We start from the raw sequence: 18084 nt of genomic DNA, 5'->3' as shown, positions 1-18084 counted from the left end.
AAGCTCCGTCTAGTCAAATCCTTAGTTTTATCTATTCTTTACTCAAACGGATATTTCATTCCCCACTGCGTTTTAACACTTGTTAAAATCTTCATAGTATCTCTTGTGATCTCTGGATTATCATCACTATATTCTCCACCGACTGCAGCTTCCATTGCTTCTACTTCATATTTCAATGCATCTTCTGTCTTTCCTGCTTCAACTATTTCTACTTCTCCAGTCTCTGTATTTGTGATCGTTGCCTTACATGCTCTTGGATATTCATATACTTCAATATATCCTTTATCTCCTGTCACAACTCCTCGTTTTGGCTGTTTGGCACGAAGTGTCAGACACATAACTACCATCTCACCTTTTGTATTCTTCATAATGATTCCTGATTGTTCATCAGCACCTGTCTCTAGATATTCAACTGTTGTAAGGATCGTATTTGGTATTTCACTCAAAAATGTTCTTGCAAATGATGTCGCATAAACCCCAATATCTAATAACGCTCCTCCTGCTGCTTCTAATGCAAAAAATCTATTTGTAGAATCATATCCTTTATTACTTCCAAAATTAACTTGAACCATCTTTGTCTTTCCAATGGCTCCTTCTTTGATTCGTTCTTTTAGTTTCTTATATAATGGCATATGAGAGATCGTCATCGCTTCTCTTACAACAACGTGCTTTTTTTCAGCAAGTTTTAATACTTCTTCTAGCTGTGCTGCATTGACAGTAATTGCTTTTTCACATAAGACATGCTTTCCTGCTTTGACTGCTTGCATCATATTTTCATAATGTCTGCTGTGTGGTGTTGCGATATAAATGATATCAATCTTCTCATCAGCAAGCATTTCTTCATATGTCTTAAAGACATGTTTTACTCCATAAGTCTCTGCAAATTTTTCTGCTTTTTTCAAAGTTCGATTGCTGACTCCGTAGATTTCATGCCCCATCTTTATAAACGTTTCTGCCATCTCATTTGCAATTGTTCCGCAACCTAAAATTCCCCATGTACTCATCTTTCTTCTCCTTTTAGCTCTCGATGATCTTGATACCATCTGTTCCTGCTACAACTACCTTAGCTGCTATCTGATAAAATAGCGATATCTCAATAACTCCTGTGATCTGTTTTAAGTCTTGATCTAGTTTCTTAAGATCACTGATTCCTTCAAAATACAGTTCCAGCAATTTTTCATTTCTCTCTTTTACTTTTGCTCCAAGTTTTTTTGCTTCCTTTGTAACATAACTTGCTGCCTCTGGCACAATTTCAAGAACAATCGGTACTTTACAGTCGAGTTTCTCTACAACCTTTGTCTCATCCACAAGTAATACATACTCTTGTGCCATCTTTGCAATAATCTTCTCTTTTGTATGAATCCCACCACCACTTTTATATGCATTCAGGTTTTGATCTACTTCATCACATCCATCAAATGCTATAGTCACATCTTGGGCCTCATTAATATCTATTACTGTAATTCCAAGCTGTTTGCATACTTTCTTTGTCTGATCAGATGGTGTTATAGCTTCTATAGCTTTTCCTGCTTCTTTGATATATTCACAAAGATAGCTGATCGTCTCCCCACCTCCAAGTCCGATCGTACCATGATCTGGCACCAGTTCAAGGGCTGCTTTTGCACACAAACGTTTCATCTTGCTTTCCTCCTTGTTTGCAAAATTTTATTTTACAATATCATATTATCACGAAATTTTATTTTGTCAATCCTGGATTGCTTTTTTCTTTGATTCAGTATAAAATAATAGAAAAAAGAAAGGAGTTTTTTCGTTATGAAGAAAACATTCAAAGACCTTTTTAAATTAGCAACTGCACTGGCTACAGTCGCTGGTATCGCATACGTTGCCCGTGATCAGATCAAAGCTATTATCGATAAAGTCAAAGAAGTATCAGGAGATGATATTGATGATGATTTCGATGAAGATTCTTTTGATGATGACTCTTTCGACGAAGAAGAAATCTTCCACGAGCCAACAAAGGATGACCGAGACTATGTTTCCATCAATATCACAGAAAGCAATGATAGTGCAGACGAAGAAGATGAAGCAGGGGAAACTCCATCTACAGAAGACGAAGAGTAATATAATTTAAGTGCAAAATAAAACAGACAGCTGAGTATTGATGACCAACTGTCTGTTTTATTTTATACTTTATCTTTTTGTTTTGATTTTCTTTACATATCCATAACTTCCATATGCTTTTCTTGACAATGTCTTTGTCTTTTTCTTCGAGGTCTTATAGCTGTATTTCACTGTACGATATGGACGAATCTTATAATAATATGTTTTTCCTCTTTTCAATCTCTTATTTGTATAAGAACTTGTTTTGGATGATACCGTCTTGATCTTCTTATAACCTGATGATTTTCTTGTAGAACGATAGATCATATAACCACTGACTGGAGTTGAAAGTTTTTTCCATTTTAATTTAATGGTTCTTTTTGTCTTTTTATAAGATGTTATCTTTACTTTTCCTGCCGGTTTTACTGTTGCATAAAATCCAAGATAAATCGGATCCATTGCACCGCCGATCACACATCCCTGTCCATTATCTCCGATTCCATTTTCATAAGTCTTTCCATTGACATTTCGATACTCTACAGCAAGATCATCAAAAATTTCTCCTATCGTTGCAATCTTCTTCTGACAATAAGCTTTTGCCAGTTGTGTTTTTAAAAACTTGAGATAAGATGACTTACATACTAAAGTGACTGTATTTTTCTGTCCCGGATTTCCATTTTTTGCACCTATTGTGATCTTTCCATTTGTAAATGTGAAACTATTATTGGTTTTTGTCTTGTCATTATCCATATTCAGAAGGAAGTTTTTAAGACCATATGTACCAAGTGCCTTGTATGTGTAAGAAATCTTGGGATTCTTTGCATAAACGTCAACAGTTCCCGATATCTTATAATAATCTTCCAGATCATAGTTGTATTTATATGTCCCAGACCACGGACTCAATGTATGAAATCTTGGTGCGTCGTGCTCATCTGTAAGAGCTGGGGTGCTGTACATAAATGGCAGTCGCTTGATCACTTTTCCATCTTTTTTGATCAAAATACCTGCATTCTGATTTAAGGTTGTAGTTACCTTATCATTTGCAAAATTTACTTCAAGCCTTGCTTCATTTTCTGTTCTTCCATCATCAAACCAAAGTCTAATGTCTTTCTTTCCTAGTCCTTTATCACTTTCTGTATCCATCTCTGCTGTGATCTTTCTAAGGTCAATCGTTTTTGATGTCAACATCAACTCATGCTCTATTGGCATATCAATTCTCTGATAATAATCTCTTTTCAATGCAGATAACGTATAAACAGTCTCTCCTATTACCTCATTATTCTCATTTGTCGGTGTATAACAGGATTGCTTCGTTGTAACTGTAATATCATCTTCTGCAGCAGATACTGGTATCGTTGTAAACAACAATGTCATGCTCATTAAAGCCACTAAAATCTTCTTCATTGACATCATCCTCTCCTTCTGAATCTCTGCGATTCCCTTGCGACAATTAATGTGTTGCCTCTTCTAACATTCTCTTTAAGTCGTCAACGCTGTAATGATAATGTGTATTGCAGAAATGACAGTTTACTTCAATCGGCTCTCCATCATCGATCATACTCTGAATCTCATCCTTTCCAACAGAAATCACTGCTTTTTCTACTCTTTCTTTGGAACAGTTACAATGAAACTGTGTTGGAACTTTCTCATAAATCTTCATATCCATATCACCTAAGAGATCTTCCATCATCTTCTCTGGTGTATGCTCATGTTCTAAGGCATAAGTCACAGACTTAAATTCTGCGATCTTCTTCTCTAGCTTACTGATCGTCTCTTCTTCGGCGTACGGCATCATCTGAATGATAAATCCGCCTGCCTGACGAACTGTGTTATCTTTGTTCATTAAAACCCCTAATGCTACAGATGTCGGGATCTGTTCACTTGCTGCAAAATAATAAGTTAAATCTTCTGCAATCTCTCCAGATACTAAATGTGTCTGTCCAGAATATGGCTCTTTTAAACCGATATCTTTAATAACTGTTAAAACACCAAGATCTAAAGCCTTTCCAACATCTAATTTACCTTCTTTGCTTGGTGGAAGCATGACATCTGGATTATTGACATATCCCTTCACATTTGCCTTGGAATCTGCGGTAACCGTCAAGCCGCCGATCGGTCCACTGCACTGAATCTGTAATGTGATCACATCACTATCATTCTTGCACATACTTCCCATCATGGCTCCTGCTGTTAATAATCTTCCAAGTGCTGCTGTCGCTACCGGACTTGTATTGTGTTTCTGTCTTGCTGTTTCTACGACATCTTTTGTGTATGCAGCAAAGAAACGTACCTGATCATTTGCTGCTGTTCCTCTGATAATATAATCGTTCATCTTTTTCCCTTTCAGTTTGCAATAAAATATAATCGTTGTGTATCTTCTTTTACCTCACCCATCGTTTCTGCATCCAGAACTCGAATAGTTGAAAATCCTGCTTCATGAAGAAGTCTCGTAATCTCCCCTTCCTCATAAGCCTTTTGCAAATGTAATTCTTCGTACTTATTATATGTACCTTCCTCATTCTGAATAAACAGACTCAGCTGATATTCATTGATTCTATCTTCTTCATCATAGAAATTATCCCAGATAAAACTTGCATCTTCACGGTCTTCCGCAAATGTATTGCATGCAAGAATTTCTTTGTATTTGTAATGACTGTTCATATCAAATATAAACACACCATCTTCTTTTAAAAATCTCTTAACCCTTCTAAATGCTTCTTTTAGATCATCTTCCTCAAGAATATAATTCATACAGTCACAAATACTTACTGCTGCATCAACCTGTTGTGGAAGTTCTAAAGATACCATATCCTGTAATACATACAAAATATGATCATCTTCTTCACTCGCTGCGATCTCCAGCATATCCATAGAGTTATCAACAGCTGTTACCTGATATCCTTCTCTGGCAAGTCTTCGTGACATTTTTCCTGTTCCACACCCAAGATCTAATACTTGTGCAGCTTTTTTTATCTTATATTCTTTAAAAACATTTAAAATGTTTAAAAGCCATTCATCATATGGTGTCTGATCCATAAATTCATCATACACCCTTGCAAAATCTTTGTAACTTTCCATCTCATCCTCTTATAATAATGGAGCCAGTAATCTCAACACACTTTGTGCCAATGTCTTTTTTAAACTTCCCTGACACATCTCCTTTGTGATCCTCTGGCTGATCTCAAATGTTTTCTCCATATCATGTTTTACCTGCATCACTGCATCGTTGTTATACATAAAGACGCCATTCTCAAAATGCAGATATAAACTTCGATAGTCCATATTGATCGTTCCAACGGTTGCCACTTTATCATCACTTGCAAAACATTTTGCATGAATAAATCCAGGCGTATATTCATAGATATGAATTCCTGCCTCTACTAATTGTCTGTAATAAGACTGTGTTAACCAGAATACCATTTTCTTGTCTGGAATTCCAGGAGTCACGATCTTTATATCTACTCCTCGTTTCGCTGCCAGACAAAGTGCTGTGATCATCTCATTATCAATGATCAGATATGGCGTATAGATATAAACATATTTGTTCGCTGTATTGATGATATTTAAATACACATTCTCTCCAACGATCTCATGATCTAATGGATTATCTGCATATGGCTGAATAAATCCTTTTCCCTGAAATGCTTCTTCATAATGCTTATGTGGCAAAAATGCACCATAGCCTTCATCTGTCTTACGAATTGCATTCCATACCTGTAAAAACATGACCGTAAAATTCCAGACTGCATCTCCGGTTACCTTAAGTCCTGCATCTTTCCAATATCCAAATCGCTCGATCTTATTAATATATTCATCTGCTAAATTAAGGCCTCCTGTATAGGCTGTGTGTCCATCGATGACAACAACTTTTCGGTGGTCTCTGTTATTCCATGCTGTTGATACAAATGGCTTGATCGGATTAAATGCCATAGCCATGATTCCGAAACGTTCAAGTTCTTTATAATATTTGTAAGGAAGAAGGTCCACACATCCTACGTCATCATACATAAAACGTACTTCAACCCCATCATTGACACGTTCTTTTAAAACTTCTAAGATCGTATCCCACATATAGCCTTTGGAAACAATAAAAAATTCCATAAAAATATAATGTTCTGCCTTCTTAAGGTCTTCAATCAATTCATCGAACATCTCTTCCCCAGACGGATAATACTTTGCATCCGAATTCTCATAAATTGGATACCCACCATACTGATCAATATATTTTGCCTGGCCAGCCACCTGATAATCTTCCTGTTCCAGATGTTCCATAACTCCATAATCCTGCCCTAGCAAAAATTCCGTATCATGAATAGATTTCTCCAGTTTCAAACGTAGTTTCTTCGCTGGCTGTTTATCTCCAAGGACAAGATATAAAAATCCTCCGAAGATCGGAAAAAGCAAAATTGGTATCGTCCATGCAAGTTTATATGCCGGATTATCATCTTTATTTGCAATATAGATCACCACAAAAATGCTGAAAATACGGAAAATCCATTCAATTATTTTGGAATATTCTCCAATCACAATAAACAAATAGGTCATCCAGATAAGCTGTAAAATAATCGCAACTGTAACAAACACCAGTCTGCGTAATAAAAATTTGAGAATTTTTGAAATTGGTTTTGTCAAATACTTTGTTATCTTCATCTTATGTCCTTACCTTCTTCAAAAGCTACTTCTTCTCATCTTAGCATAAATAAATTCCAATTTCAATTTTTTGTTCGATACTGAACAAAATCCTAACACAAAACTATTTCATAAATCCAGACATCATACAGCCACCTGCTGCCCCGCATTCCATGATCTGCTTGATATTTTTTTCATTGATCCCTCCAATTCCATAAACCGGAATATCAACTGCTCCTACAACATCTCTTAAAAAATCAAGTCCTCTTGGTGGCAAACCTTTCTTGCAATCTGTAGCAAACACATGTCCCGCGAACACAAAATCTGCCCCAAGCTCCTGTGCTTTCAATGCTTCCTCTGGTTTATGGATTGATGTACTGACGGATTCAAAATCCGTCAAATTTCCTGCCTCTTTTAAGAATACAGGATATGAAAGATGAATCTTTTTGATTCCAAGTTTTCTTGCAACATTGACAAAATTATGAATTGTAAGCGAAGCACTGTGATTTTCACAAATCTCCTGGCATTTCTTTGCAATCTCATAATAGTCTTCTTCTTTTAAATCTTTCTCTCTTAAAACAATTGTTTTAATGTCTTTTTTTGAGAGATCTTCCATCACATCAAAAAATGGACGTTTACATAAACTTCTGTTTGTTACTGCTATAAAACATGACTTGCTCATTTTAACTTCCCTTCGTATCTTAGTTTCATTTCTCTTTCTGGTTTCTTTGTCTTATCTTACGGTTCATGACCCCGCCAAGTCTCCCTGTCTCACTTGCTGACAATGACTTCCATCCACTTTTCTTTAGCTTGTCAAACAAACCAAGTTCTACGGCAGTCTCATATTTTAACCGCTCTATTTCATTCATTTCTTCCAATGTCTTTTCAATAAAATCTTTTTCCTTTGGCATCATGTTTCTTCCTTTCTGATTTGTCATTTATTCTTAGCGTATGACAAATCAGAAATTTCATACATGAACTGTGATCGTTTTTTGTAATGTCACAGAATAAATATAGATTTCTTTTACATTTTTCCCTGTGATCTTCTCTAATGCCTGTTTATAAGATTCCATCTGCGCATGGTATCGATTGATCAGAATATGTTCTTCTCCTTCGTTAACTCTGTCTGTCTTGTAATCTACCAGCACAATCCCGTCTGTTTCCTCAAAATACGCATCAATGATACCCTGAACAACAACAAAGTCGTCTGTTTTTGCCTCTTGGTTCATATCTGAAAATGGTATTCCTGTTACAAATTGACGTTCTTTATACAATCTTTTTTTCTGATCTGCTGTTTTCATACGTTTTCCAAGCTGTGAGTTTGTAAGTGCAAGAATTTCTTTTCGATAGATCACTTTATCATATTCTTTTTTTAATTTTCCCTGATCGATCCATTCTTTGATATCTTCATTTAAACTTTTCATCGTGTGATCTTTGGAAAAATTGAGTAGTTCAAGCACCTTATGAATCACGGTACCTTTAGATGTCGCTGAAATCTTTTCATTCTTCTTGATAAATGCAGGAACCCTTTTTTCCTTTTCCTGATGAACGGATGTATACAGCCGTTCTTGCTTATCCGCTGCCTGACTCATACGTTTGATCTCAGATACAGAATATTTTAAACGTCCTTTTGTCTCTGTCTCATTGCGATAATGATAATCAAATTTGTCTTTCATTTCTTTTACTTTATCTTTTGGAATCTGATCCTTCAGACGTTCATAAAAAATCTGTCGGTTCATCTCATGCAGAAGTTCATTTCCTTCCTGCTGCCACAAAAGATCTTCAAGTGTATATATCTTCAATCTGTAGTCTTCTTTAGGAACCTTTGGAAGTGCTTTCTTGATCCAGTCAAAATAGCATCTTCCATTCAAAAGATTAATCGCTGTGACATCTTCTTGGTCATGCCACATAATATCATCTGTCTTTATTCCTGTAAGGATCAGTTTTTCCTTTGCTCTTGTCATCGCAACATAAAGGACTCTTAATTCTTCCCCTAAAGATTCCTGATTCATCTGGTTTCTGATCAGATTTTTTAAGATCGTTTTCTTTTTTGTCCTTCGAATTGGGTCAATATGATCTGCCCCGATAAAATAATCTCCATGGAAGATCATACTTCCATTTGCATCTCTTAAATTAAATTTCTGATGAATCTTTGAGACAAATACGATTGGATATTCCAATCCCTTACTCTTATGAATACTTGAAATACGCACAAGATCCTGATCCTCACTCATGGTATTTGCCTCACCATAATCCATATCATACTCCTTGCACTGTTCCATAAATCGCACAAAATGGAATAATCCTTTGATCTGACTGCTTTCAAACGTTTTTGCCTGTTCAATAAGCATCAAAATATTTCCCTGTCGCTTCTTTCCCTGTGGCATTGCACCTGCATAATAATAATATCCGGTCTTTTCTAGTGCGAGCCAGATCAGCTGTGTTAATGACAGATATGTTTTGGCATCCCTTAAAAGTTCAAGAAGTTGTAATGCTTTCTTAGAACCTTTTATGCTCTCTTTTGTTTCACAAAGACATTCATAAAGTGAATTTTTCCCACCATCAACTTTCAATCGTCCAAGTTCTTCCTCTGACATTCCGATCATTGGCGATCTTAAGACCGCTGCAAGATCAATGTCCAGATAAATATTATCAACGACAGAAAGCAGACTTAGCAGTGTCCGGATCTCCACAGTATCAAAATATCCTTTCTGGCTATTCGCAAATGCAGGAATGCCTGCATCCATCAATTCTTTCTGAATCACTTCAGCATTCCCTTTCATAGATCGAAGCAAGATCACTATATCACTATATCTTGCTTTCCTTAAAATGGTATTGCCTTCTTCATCTTTTCCTGTAACCATCATCGGTTTTTCTCCATTTACCATCTCGTGAATCCTTGATGCGATCATTCTTGCTTCCAAAACAACGGCATCTTCCTCTGAATTCTTTACTTCCTTTGATTCTAAAAGTAAGATCTCTGTTTGGGCATCACATCCTTGTTCAAACTCCATCGTTGGAACAAGAGCAACATTTTTCGTATATTCAATGTTTCCAAGATCTTCATGCATGATCTGGTAAAATACATCATTAACAAAGGTAAGAACTTCACTGCGGCTTCGAAAGTTGTTTCGCAGTTCGATCAATTGATATTCTTCTCCCTTTTGCTGATATCCATGATATTTCTCAAGGAACAACTCCGGCCTTGCCAGGCGGAAACTGTAAATACTCTGTTTGACATCTCCTACCATAAACATGTTATGTCCACCCTCTGCTTCTTTTGAAACACTTCGTAAGATCGCATCCTGAATATAGTTACTGTCCTGATACTCATCAATATAAATCTCTTCGTATCCGTCTGATTTTTCTTTTGCGATCTTGCTTGGTACCGGATTACCTTGCTCATCATAATGATCGATCAAAAGATCCAATGCAAAATGTTCCATATCATCAAAGTCCATGATATTTTCGTTCTTCTTTTTCTCATCATAACGCATCATAAATTCTCTTGTCAGATGTATTAGGCCCCTGATCGGACTTTTGATCCTCTTTAATTCATGAAAAATCTCTGACTCATTCTCATAAAAATATGCAGCCTTTAAATCATCGAGCAGACCATACGCCTGTGCTCTTAACAATTTACACTGTTCCTGCAGCATTTCATCGGTCTCATCTGTTTTCTTCTTACGCCCGGAAAGTCTTGGCTTTTCAATCTTCACAAAAACTTCACACAACTTTGAAAATGTCTGTGCCTCACTGATCTTTGTTACGATTTCCAGATCTTTTCGGAATGTTTTCTCATAAAAACATGGCCCTCCCGATGAAAGTGACAATTCTAAAGCTTCTTTTATCAGGTTTAACGCACCATCAATTGAAATCCTTGCATCCCTCAAAATGATCTTCATAAATGGTGCCTGTTCAAATTGTTCTAATGTCTCAACAGATATGTTTTCTTCTGCCTGATCAAGCCATTTAAAAGGCTCTCTATGACTTCGTGCATTTTGATATAATTTTAAGATATATTCGCTGATGATATTATCATTTTTACCCGGAGAATAAGATTCAATAAGATTAATAAAATCTTCTTCTTTCTTCTCATAAGCCTCTTCTAACAAGTCATCCAACACTTCCTGACGGATTGCTGATAATCTTCCTTCATCCCCCGGTGCTGTGCTTGGATCAATGCCAAGCACATAAAAATAATCACGGATTAAATTCATACAAAAACTATGGATCGTTGTAATCTGTGCTTTATGGATCAGAGAAAGCTGTTTCACAAAATGCTGATTCCCCGGAAACTCTCTTACTTTCTCATCAAGTGCTGCCATGATCCTTTCTTTCATCTCTCCTGCTGCCGCTTTTGTAAATGTAACGACTAGCAGATGATCTACATCGATCGGATGCTTGTCATCTGTGATCTTTTGTATGATACGTTCTACCAAGACTGCCGTCTTTCCGGAACCTGCTGCAGCAGATACTAAAATGTCGGCATCTCTTTGATCAATGACTTTCTGCTGTTGTTTCGTCCAAGGCATGTTTTCCCTCCTCTAGTGATATTTTCTTGATCTTCTCCACCTGATCAACACCTTCTTCATAAGCACAGATATTTTTAAATTCACAATACTCGCATGGTTTTCTTCCTTCATATTCATATGGTTTAATGGAAATATCACCATGCATCAATGAATTTCCAAGATCCGTCATCTTCTTCTCTACATATTCCCCAAGATTTAACAACTGCGTTGTATTTAAAATAGAAGATCGCTTATCATATCCTGACTTTGTTGCTCTGACCGGTAATGTCAGATATCCTTCTGGTCCCGTATGTTCCATATGATCGATCAACTGAAAATCTTCATTGACAACACCACTCATCTTAAGATCTTTCAAAATCTTGTCGTTCGCTTCCCTCTCATGCTCCACATTGACAACCGGATCATCCATATGGAAATAAAACATCCCAGCCGGATAGACTCTCTTACCACTTTTCTTCTCATACAATTCCATCATAGCATTCATATAAATGATCAACTGCATCTGTAGTCCATGAAAAATCTTTGCAAAATCAAACTTCTGCTTTCCTGATTTATAATCAATGATCTTTAAATATTTATTTTCTTCATCTTCCACGCTGTCCATGCGGTCAACCACACCGGAAAAGATCATTTTCTCTCCGTCCTCTAATGCAAACGTCATAGAATCCAGATGATTTTCCTCACCAAACGCAATTTCGTACTCTTCTGGTGTAAAATCTCCTCTCTTAATATGCTGTTCCATTGCCCACACAGCTCTTTTAGAGATTCGTTTCATACGTTCCAAGACATATTCATTCCTATGACTACTTTCAAACAATTCTTTCTGAACATCTGTAACTGCCAATTCTACCATAGCATCTACAAATTCATCTCTTGACTCATCATCTGCGAACTTCCAGTCGCTGCGTTTTCCGACCAGCTCCATTGTCTTATGAAAGACTTTTCCCATATCCGTCGGCAGAATTTCATGTACCAGTCGTTTACGAAGTCTAAGTCCATATTGCATAAAATGTGAAAATGCACATCCAGCAAATTTCTCCATTCTTGTTACACTTCCAGAAATCGTATCTCCATAAAGATCATGGATCAATTCTTTGCTAAGCGGAAGTGCCTGATTCGTATAAAATCTTGCATCCACATAATCTGTAACTGGTTTCAAGTCCTTCAGTGCATAATATAATGTCTGCATCCATTTCATTTTATCCGAATCCTCATTCTCCGTAAGATCAAGATCTTGCAGACAAAGGATCATCTGATCTAATGCTTCTTCTTTTGTGTACCCAGTCTTTTGTTCTTCTTCCTCCATTGAAATTTTTAATTTTGGAAAAATTCTTAAGATTCTTTCGATAAAATAAGATGGGCGATTGTTATTTCCTGCTGCATCCATCATGCGATACGATACATACAAGCGGTCAGTTGGTTTTGACACTGTAAGATATAAATAAAACTGTTCCATATATGCAGACTCTTTTGCTCCCGGTGCAAGACCGATCCCGTAACTTTGAAGAATCTCTCTTTGATAGTCACTGACTACTCCTCCGCCATCATTTGCAGCTGGAATCACACCTTCATTGACACCTAAGAAAAATAGGATTTTTACTTCCTCTGTCCTTGTTCGTTTCATATCCCCGATCACAATCTGATCAAGACTTGGCGGAATCACTCCAATCTGCATTTCTTCCAATCCACTTTCAAGAACACTTAAGAAATCATCATAAGAAAGCTTTTCCTCCCCTAAAATTTCTGCCATCTGTTCTAACAGATCAATGACCTGATCATATACTTTCGCATAAGTTGCTGCCTGAATCAGATTTCCTTCTTCTTCAAACATCTCTTGTTTCTTTGCCATCTTTCCTTCGACATCAAGCATTTCCAGAAATTCATACAAATAAATAAGCTTGCGTTTTACGGTACTTCCCCTGCGCTTTAATCCAGTCTTTAGATCTTTCACTTCTTCCATAAAACGAATTCTTAATTCTTCCGCTCTCTGTGTCTCTTCATCAGAAAAAAGTTTTGAAGCAAACGGTCTGTTCCATCTTGCAAAACCACGAATTCCGCATGCCAGCACGTAATTTTCCAGAAAATCTGCTTCTTCCATCGTAAAATTTGAAAATCCCGATTTTAAATATCGAAATACCATATCATAGGAAAAATCTTTCTGAATCATCTTCAAGACAGAAAGAAGTGTCTCAATACAAGGATTATTTAATAACTTGCGGTTCACATCCACAAAATATGGAATATGCAGATCATCAAAACTCTTTTCCAGTTCATTCTGGTAACTGTCAAGATCCGCAGTCAGTACAACAATATCTTTGTAGCGATATCCTTCTTCTCTTACAAAACGTTCGATCTCATTTGCCACCGCCCTGCTTTCCTGCCTTGGATTCATAAAACAACGGATTTTTATGTCATTTGGTACCTCGTCGTATGTTTCATATGGATATCGTTCGATATTTTGCTCTAAATGTCTTAATTCCTTAGAATCTCTTCCATCCGGCCAGCATATGATATCTGGCATAACAGGCGTTCCTGCCTCCTGTGCAAGCTTGATCAATTCATATTTTTCCTTCTTTGACATGGCAAACAATTCATATTCATGGTATCTGCTTCTTACATAACGCCCATCTAAAGTAAGTCCTACATAGACATTTTTTCCTATCCTTAAAAGTTTCTCAATAACCTTTCTCTGTATCGGTGTAAATCCTGTAAATCCATCTAGATAAAACGTCGCATCCTTAAGCTTTTGTGATCGATCCATCTTTTGTGCCAGCACATCTAAAAGCTGTTCCGAGATCAAATAGCGTTCCTTGATATAATCTTCAAATTTCTCCATCACAAGAAGTATGTCATCCATCTTTGAACGCAAGCCTTCTTCTTTCATTATATCCATCGTCTTCTTTAAATCTTCCATTGAAACATCATACTGATATACTTCTGCAAAAAATGATTTCAATTCATCAATAAATCCCTGTTTCTTCATACTGGATGAAAAAACCTTTAACTCGTCTTTGTGTTGTTCCATGACCTTTCTTATTACCATGGATTTTCCTTCATCTTCCAGCAGATCTTTTGGAATATAGGACAATTCTTCAAATATACGATAAGTCAATCTAAAAAATCCCACCACATCAATATTAAATGTTCCATGGCGTGGATGTCTTTGTACAAGCTGTCTTTGTGCATTGAGTGTTGACTGGTCAGGTACAAGGAAGAAAAACTCCTCATCTTCATGTTCCATGGAATCTTTGATCATCTGCTCATAAATAAAATCTGTCTTCCCAGATCTTGACGATCCTAATATAAACTGTAATGCCATATCTTTTCCTCCATTTTATATCATTTTATTATATCCTATCCTTTATTTTCCGTAAAGATGTTCTAAACACAGCTGCTTATGCATAAATTAGAGATAGAATCTTTTAGGAGGATAACTATGTCATCAAAAACGAAAATCGTCGTATTTAAAGCACGGGAACTTATTTACACCGGAATTTTTATTTTGCTTGGAATCCTTTTGATCCTGCTTCTGGTCTTTATGTTTATACCATCACATAAATCATCAAAAAAATCAAAAGAAACTTCCGGTTACGCACAAGGAGTCTATACCTCTCCATTAAAACTTGGCGAAAATGAATTAGAACTTCAAGTTACAGTGAAGAACGGAAAAGCAAAGCATGTTTCCCTGAAGCATTTAAATAAATCCATAAAAACCATGTATCCTCTGGTCGAACCATCTTTAAATGAAATCAACAAACAGCTTCCAAAAGTAAACAGTATCGATGAAATTAAATTTGATGGCCAGAGCCAGTATACAAATACATTATTAAAACAGGCAGTTAAAAATGCATTAAAAACGGCACAGGAATAATTTCCTGTACCGCTTTCATACTCTGAGTTTGTATTCATATATTTTAATTTCTTATTTAGCCTTTGCCGAAATCTTCTCATAAAAACGTGTGACTGCATAAGCAGCTGTCGGTATCTGCATAAAAATATATGGATATACATACTGCCCCTTTGTCTCCCAGAACAAATGGAACAAGAATCCACCGATCAAAAAAATCAGTCCAAATGCTGCCTTATCATATTCTTTTAAATACTTTATCACAAAGATCCACACCGCTGCCAAAAGTAAAATTATATATGCTTTCATTCCCGTATAAAGATATGTATCATGTTTTTCTTCATTGAACAGGTGATGCAGCTGTTTTGTTTTCACATACTGCCCTGCCGCTGCCTTCGGCCCCGAAAAAATAGATTCATATAATGGATCTGTCCATGTTGTTGTAAGCTTTTTGCTAAAAAATTCACAAGCCTTCTTAGGATGTCTTTTATACTGTTTAATATATCCAGATACCATCTTTTCTCCTTGCTTCGCTGCTTTTTCTCTATCGTAATTATTGCTTACATATACATCGATAAATTTTTTATTATACCATCCTCCAGAACGAACATGATTATCAGGATCTGTTCCCATCGCGACCCACAAGATACTTGGGACTCCTTTATTTATCTTTTTCCCAGTCGCTACTTCAAATCCAACCGTCATGATCATCTTACCTGCAACAAATACTATGACAAATAATACCATCATCTTTAAGATATTTTTATCATGTTCTTTTAAATAATGTAAAAAAAGATAACAAATACACGCTGCCAGTGCAATAATAAAATTCTTCTTCATAAGTACTGCTAGCATAAGAAAAATACTGCTTAGGATCATATCTTTCCATTTCTTTGTCCTGACTGCGGCAAATAGATAAAAAACTCCAACTGTCAGAAGAAAAAATCCCGGAATCAATCCATATGCAAATGTCAGGAAGAAAAACTGTGGCAGAAATAAAAAACTTAAAGTAATTGCTGTCAAATTAACCTTATGCTGGTCATTAAATATTTCTTTTGTAATCTTATATATGAAAAAATTAATTCCAAAAATCGCTGCAAGATTCATTCCAAATAATAGCTTTGCATCATGGCTTATAAATCCCAATATATATTCATAGATCAGAAATCCAATCTGATGTGGGTATCTGTACATATAATGCCCCATATCCATTGTTGTAAATTTTCCATGATGGATCGCAATGGATGCTTTATGAACAGACAATGCATCATATCTTAATACAGAATTTATATTTATGATCATATAAATTCCTGCCACAAGATATATCACAGAAAAAAATAAAAACAGTTTTTTCTCATCGATTCTTTCCGAAAATTTAAATAACAGGTAAAACAAAAGAACCAGCCCGATCATAAAAACTGCTGTCATCCATACATTTGTATTGCGGATGCTGATATGTTCCTTAATATCCATAACATAAGTGGAAAATATTAGATTCTTGATTGTGAGAATTGCGAGTATCACAAAAGAAATCGCATATACCATACCATTTGATATGCGATAAAGTAGTTTCATAGCTTTCATAACTTACTCCTTTTATCCTTATTGTACAAAGCGCTGCATTTGCAGCTGAATCCCTCTTTGAATATTAAACAACAAAAGTATTAAATCTGTCTATCATTTTTTTCTTAAATTTTTCTTACGTTTTTTATACAACAAAAAAGACACAGGATTAAATCTCCCTGTGCCTTTTTCTTTATTTCTTGTATTCTTCTAATTTCTCTGTTTTTGTATTTCGTTTGTAGATCTTTCCATTGTCTTTATCTACATAAAAATCTCCGTATTTCTTCCCAGAATCATCATTTGCATCATAAATCTCAAAATGATATCCACTGGCTCCATCTTTATATTCCTGCTCATCTCTTGTCTCGTTGCGTACTTCATATTTTCCATCCTTATCATCTGTCTGAAGGCGATTTAGTAAATAATCGTGTGCATCATCATAATTATCAAATCCATTTGCTACATCTTCAACGGCATCACCGACTCCGTCTGCCACATCATCAACGGCATCCTCTGCATCATCTACCAAATTATCTTCTGTCGTATTGGATGCATTGTTATTCTCTGTTGTACCTTTTGTTGTAGAATCCTTTCTTCCATTCCCACATCCGGTCAAAACTACAGACACTGCCAAAGTCAATGCAAAAATAAAACTTGCAAGCTTCATCGTCTTTTTCATATTGTATCTCCTTTTCTTCTTAACATCTTGATACTTATATTCTGTCCAGAAGAAAAGAAAATATTTATTTTGATACGAAAATTTCTTATTTTTATTTTAGCTACCCTTATTTTCTTGTAAGTTTCAGTGCAATCTTATCCCCGATCCACTGTCCTACCTGAACAATGATAACCAATGCAACAACGGTAATGATCAGCACCCCTGTCTCATAACGGTTATAACCATACATGATGGCAAGATTACCGATTCCACCACCACCGACAGCTCCTGCCATTGCAGAATATCCAATAACACTTACAAATGTAACAGTTAATGCACGTACCAGCGCAGGTGTTGCTTCTACAAATAAAACTTTGCGGATGATCAGCGGCATACCAGCTCCTGTTGCAACCGCTGCTTCGATCACACCTTTATCAACTTCACTGAAAGCACCTTCTACCAGTCTTGCATAAAATGCGATCGCTGCAATTGCCAGTGACACAGATGCTGCAATTGGTCCAATGCTTGTTCCTACAACCAATCTTGCTAATGGCTGTAATACGATGATCAAAATAATAAATGGCAATGAACGGATCACATTGATGATCGTTCCCGCAATTCCGTTAACAACCTTGTTTTTATAAAAAATCGGATTTGATGCTAAATGTAAGACCAGTCCTAAAATTGTTCCAAAGATTGCTGCTGCGATCATGGAGATCAATACCATCTCAAAGGTCTCAAAGGATGCCTGGGCAAATTCTGACTGAATGATTTCCATTGTTTGATTCATA

Annotated in this window: 15 protein-coding genes; 2 read left to right on the top strand and 13 right to left on the bottom strand. The window is 36.2% G+C overall.

Annotated elements, in window-relative coordinates:
• Positions 1-38: 38 nt before the first annotated feature.
• On the bottom strand, positions 39-1004 hold the full coding sequence (locus tag KE503_RS05980) for a Gfo/Idh/MocA family protein (protein WP_249182983.1): 966 nt from the start codon (positions 1002-1004) through the stop codon (positions 39-41).
• 13 nt (positions 1005-1017) lie between these two features.
• On the bottom strand, positions 1018-1638 hold the full coding sequence (rpiA, locus tag KE503_RS05975) for a ribose 5-phosphate isomerase A (protein WP_117945272.1): 621 nt from the start codon (positions 1636-1638) through the stop codon (positions 1018-1020).
• 135 nt (positions 1639-1773) lie between these two features.
• Here rpiA and KE503_RS05970 point away from each other — a divergent pair, with 135 nt between their 5' ends.
• The gene (locus KE503_RS05970) at positions 1774-2082 is read left to right on the top strand and encodes a hypothetical protein (protein ID WP_022375048.1); all 309 of its coding nucleotides are present in this window, start codon (positions 1774-1776) and stop codon (positions 2080-2082) included.
• A 69-nt stretch (positions 2083-2151) separates the two neighbouring features.
• On the opposite strand, the gene KE503_RS05965 is transcribed toward KE503_RS05970, so the two are convergent.
• The 8 genes from KE503_RS05965 to addB all read right to left on the bottom strand — a co-directional run bounded on the left by KE503_RS05965 (position 2152) and on the right by addB (position 14544).
• A complete protein-coding gene (locus KE503_RS05965; RefSeq protein WP_212384710.1) occupies positions 2152-3465 on the bottom strand; it encodes a fibronectin type III domain-containing protein in 1314 nt (437 codons plus the stop codon).
• A 46-nt stretch (positions 3466-3511) separates the two neighbouring features.
• On the bottom strand, positions 3512-4393 hold the full coding sequence (gene hslO / locus KE503_RS05960) for an Hsp33 family molecular chaperone HslO (RefSeq protein ID WP_022375050.1): 882 nt from the start codon (positions 4391-4393) through the stop codon (positions 3512-3514).
• 11 nt (positions 4394-4404) lie between these two features.
• Complete coding sequence (locus KE503_RS05955) at positions 4405-5139, bottom strand: class I SAM-dependent DNA methyltransferase (protein ID WP_055197456.1); 735 nt, start codon at positions 5137-5139, stop codon at positions 4405-4407.
• Between the two features lie 9 nt (positions 5140-5148).
• Positions 5149-6711 carry a cardiolipin synthase gene (gene cls, locus KE503_RS05950; RefSeq protein WP_022375052.1) on the bottom strand — a complete coding sequence of 521 codons (1563 nt, stop codon included), beginning with the start codon at positions 6709-6711 and terminating at the stop codon, positions 5149-5151.
• Positions 6712-6814: 103 nt separating this feature from the next.
• Positions 6815-7372: a thiamine phosphate synthase gene (locus KE503_RS05945; protein WP_212384709.1), complete on the bottom strand. Its 558-nt coding sequence runs from the start codon at positions 7370-7372 to the stop codon at positions 6815-6817.
• A gap of 25 nt (positions 7373-7397) precedes the next feature.
• Positions 7398-7604 carry a small, acid-soluble spore protein, alpha/beta type gene (locus KE503_RS05940; protein WP_022375054.1) on the bottom strand — a complete coding sequence of 69 codons (207 nt, stop codon included), beginning with the start codon at positions 7602-7604 and terminating at the stop codon, positions 7398-7400.
• 54 nt (positions 7605-7658) lie between these two features.
• Positions 7659-11225, bottom strand: coding sequence for a helicase-exonuclease AddAB subunit AddA (gene addA / locus KE503_RS05935; RefSeq protein ID WP_212384708.1), 3567 nt, complete (start codon positions 11223-11225; stop codon positions 7659-7661).
• A complete protein-coding gene (gene addB, locus KE503_RS05930) occupies positions 11191-14544 on the bottom strand; it encodes a helicase-exonuclease AddAB subunit AddB (RefSeq protein ID WP_212384707.1) in 3354 nt (1117 codons plus the stop codon). Before addB ends, addA begins: the two co-directional genes overlap by 35 nt.
• Before the next feature lie 117 nt (positions 14545-14661).
• On the opposite strand from addB, the gene KE503_RS05925 reads away from it, so the two are divergent.
• Positions 14662-15096, top strand: coding sequence for a hypothetical protein (locus KE503_RS05925; RefSeq protein ID WP_022375057.1), 435 nt, complete (start codon positions 14662-14664; stop codon positions 15094-15096).
• A 51-nt stretch (positions 15097-15147) separates the two neighbouring features.
• Here the strand turns inward: KE503_RS05925 and KE503_RS05920 are convergent, their stop codons facing one another.
• The 3 genes from KE503_RS05920 to KE503_RS05910 all read right to left on the bottom strand — a co-directional run bounded on the left by KE503_RS05920 (position 15148) and on the right by KE503_RS05910 (position 18083).
• On the bottom strand, positions 15148-16656 hold the full coding sequence (locus tag KE503_RS05920) for a glycosyltransferase family 39 protein (RefSeq protein ID WP_212384706.1): 1509 nt from the start codon (positions 16654-16656) through the stop codon (positions 15148-15150).
• 172 nt (positions 16657-16828) lie between these two features.
• Entirely contained in the window at positions 16829-17314 is a 486-nt protein-coding gene (locus KE503_RS05915; protein ID WP_022375059.1) for a hypothetical protein, read from the bottom strand.
• A gap of 106 nt (positions 17315-17420) precedes the next feature.
• On the bottom strand, positions 17421-18083 hold the full coding sequence (locus KE503_RS05910) for a methionine ABC transporter permease (protein WP_055197443.1): 663 nt from the start codon (positions 18081-18083) through the stop codon (positions 17421-17423).
• Position 18084: the final 1 nt, after the last annotated feature.

This window comes from Anaerostipes sp. Marseille-Q3525 (assembly GCF_018223505.1).
GTDB lineage: Bacteria > Bacillota > Clostridia > Lachnospirales > Lachnospiraceae > Anaerostipes > Anaerostipes amylophilus.
This window is presented reverse-complemented; position numbering and strand designations above follow the sequence as displayed.

What these genes read in the sequence shown, in the direction of transcription:
- KE503_RS05980 (WP_249182983.1), bottom strand. Translation starts at nt 1,004, where the DNA reads ATGAGTACATGGGGAATTTTAGGTTGCGGAACAATTGCAAATGAGATG.
- rpiA (WP_117945272.1), bottom strand. Translation starts at nt 1,638, where the DNA reads ATGAAACGTTTGTGTGCAAAAGCAGCCCTTGAACTGGTGCCAGATCAT.
- KE503_RS05970 (WP_022375048.1), top strand. Translation starts at nt 1,774, where the DNA reads ATGAAGAAAACATTCAAAGACCTTTTTAAATTAGCAACTGCACTGGCT.
- KE503_RS05965 (WP_212384710.1), bottom strand. Translation starts at nt 3,465, where the DNA reads ATGAAGAAGATTTTAGTGGCTTTAATGAGCATGACATTGTTGTTTACA.
- hslO (WP_022375050.1), bottom strand. Translation starts at nt 4,393, where the DNA reads ATGAACGATTATATTATCAGAGGAACAGCAGCAAATGATCAGGTACGT.
- KE503_RS05955 (WP_055197456.1), bottom strand. Translation starts at nt 5,139, where the DNA reads ATGGAAAGTTACAAAGATTTTGCAAGGGTGTATGATGAATTTATGGAT.
- cls (WP_022375052.1), bottom strand. Translation starts at nt 6,711, where the DNA reads ATGAAGATAACAAAGTATTTGACAAAACCAATTTCAAAAATTCTCAAA.
- KE503_RS05945 (WP_212384709.1), bottom strand. Translation starts at nt 7,372, where the DNA reads ATGAGCAAGTCATGTTTTATAGCAGTAACAAACAGAAGTTTATGTAAA.
- KE503_RS05940 (WP_022375054.1), bottom strand. Translation starts at nt 7,604, where the DNA reads ATGATGCCAAAGGAAAAAGATTTTATTGAAAAGACATTGGAAGAAATG.
- addA (WP_212384708.1), bottom strand. Translation starts at nt 11,225, where the DNA reads ATGCCTTGGACGAAACAACAGCAGAAAGTCATTGATCAAAGAGATGCC.
- addB (WP_212384707.1), bottom strand. Translation starts at nt 14,544, where the DNA reads ATGGCATTACAGTTTATATTAGGATCGTCAAGATCTGGGAAGACAGAT.
- KE503_RS05925 (WP_022375057.1), top strand. Translation starts at nt 14,662, where the DNA reads ATGTCATCAAAAACGAAAATCGTCGTATTTAAAGCACGGGAACTTATT.
- KE503_RS05920 (WP_212384706.1), bottom strand. Translation starts at nt 16,656, where the DNA reads ATGAAAGCTATGAAACTACTTTATCGCATATCAAATGGTATGGTATAT.
- KE503_RS05915 (WP_022375059.1), bottom strand. Translation starts at nt 17,314, where the DNA reads ATGAAAAAGACGATGAAGCTTGCAAGTTTTATTTTTGCATTGACTTTG.
- KE503_RS05910 (WP_055197443.1), bottom strand. Translation starts at nt 18,083, where the DNA reads ATGAATCAAACAATGGAAATCATTCAGTCAGAATTTGCCCAGGCATCC.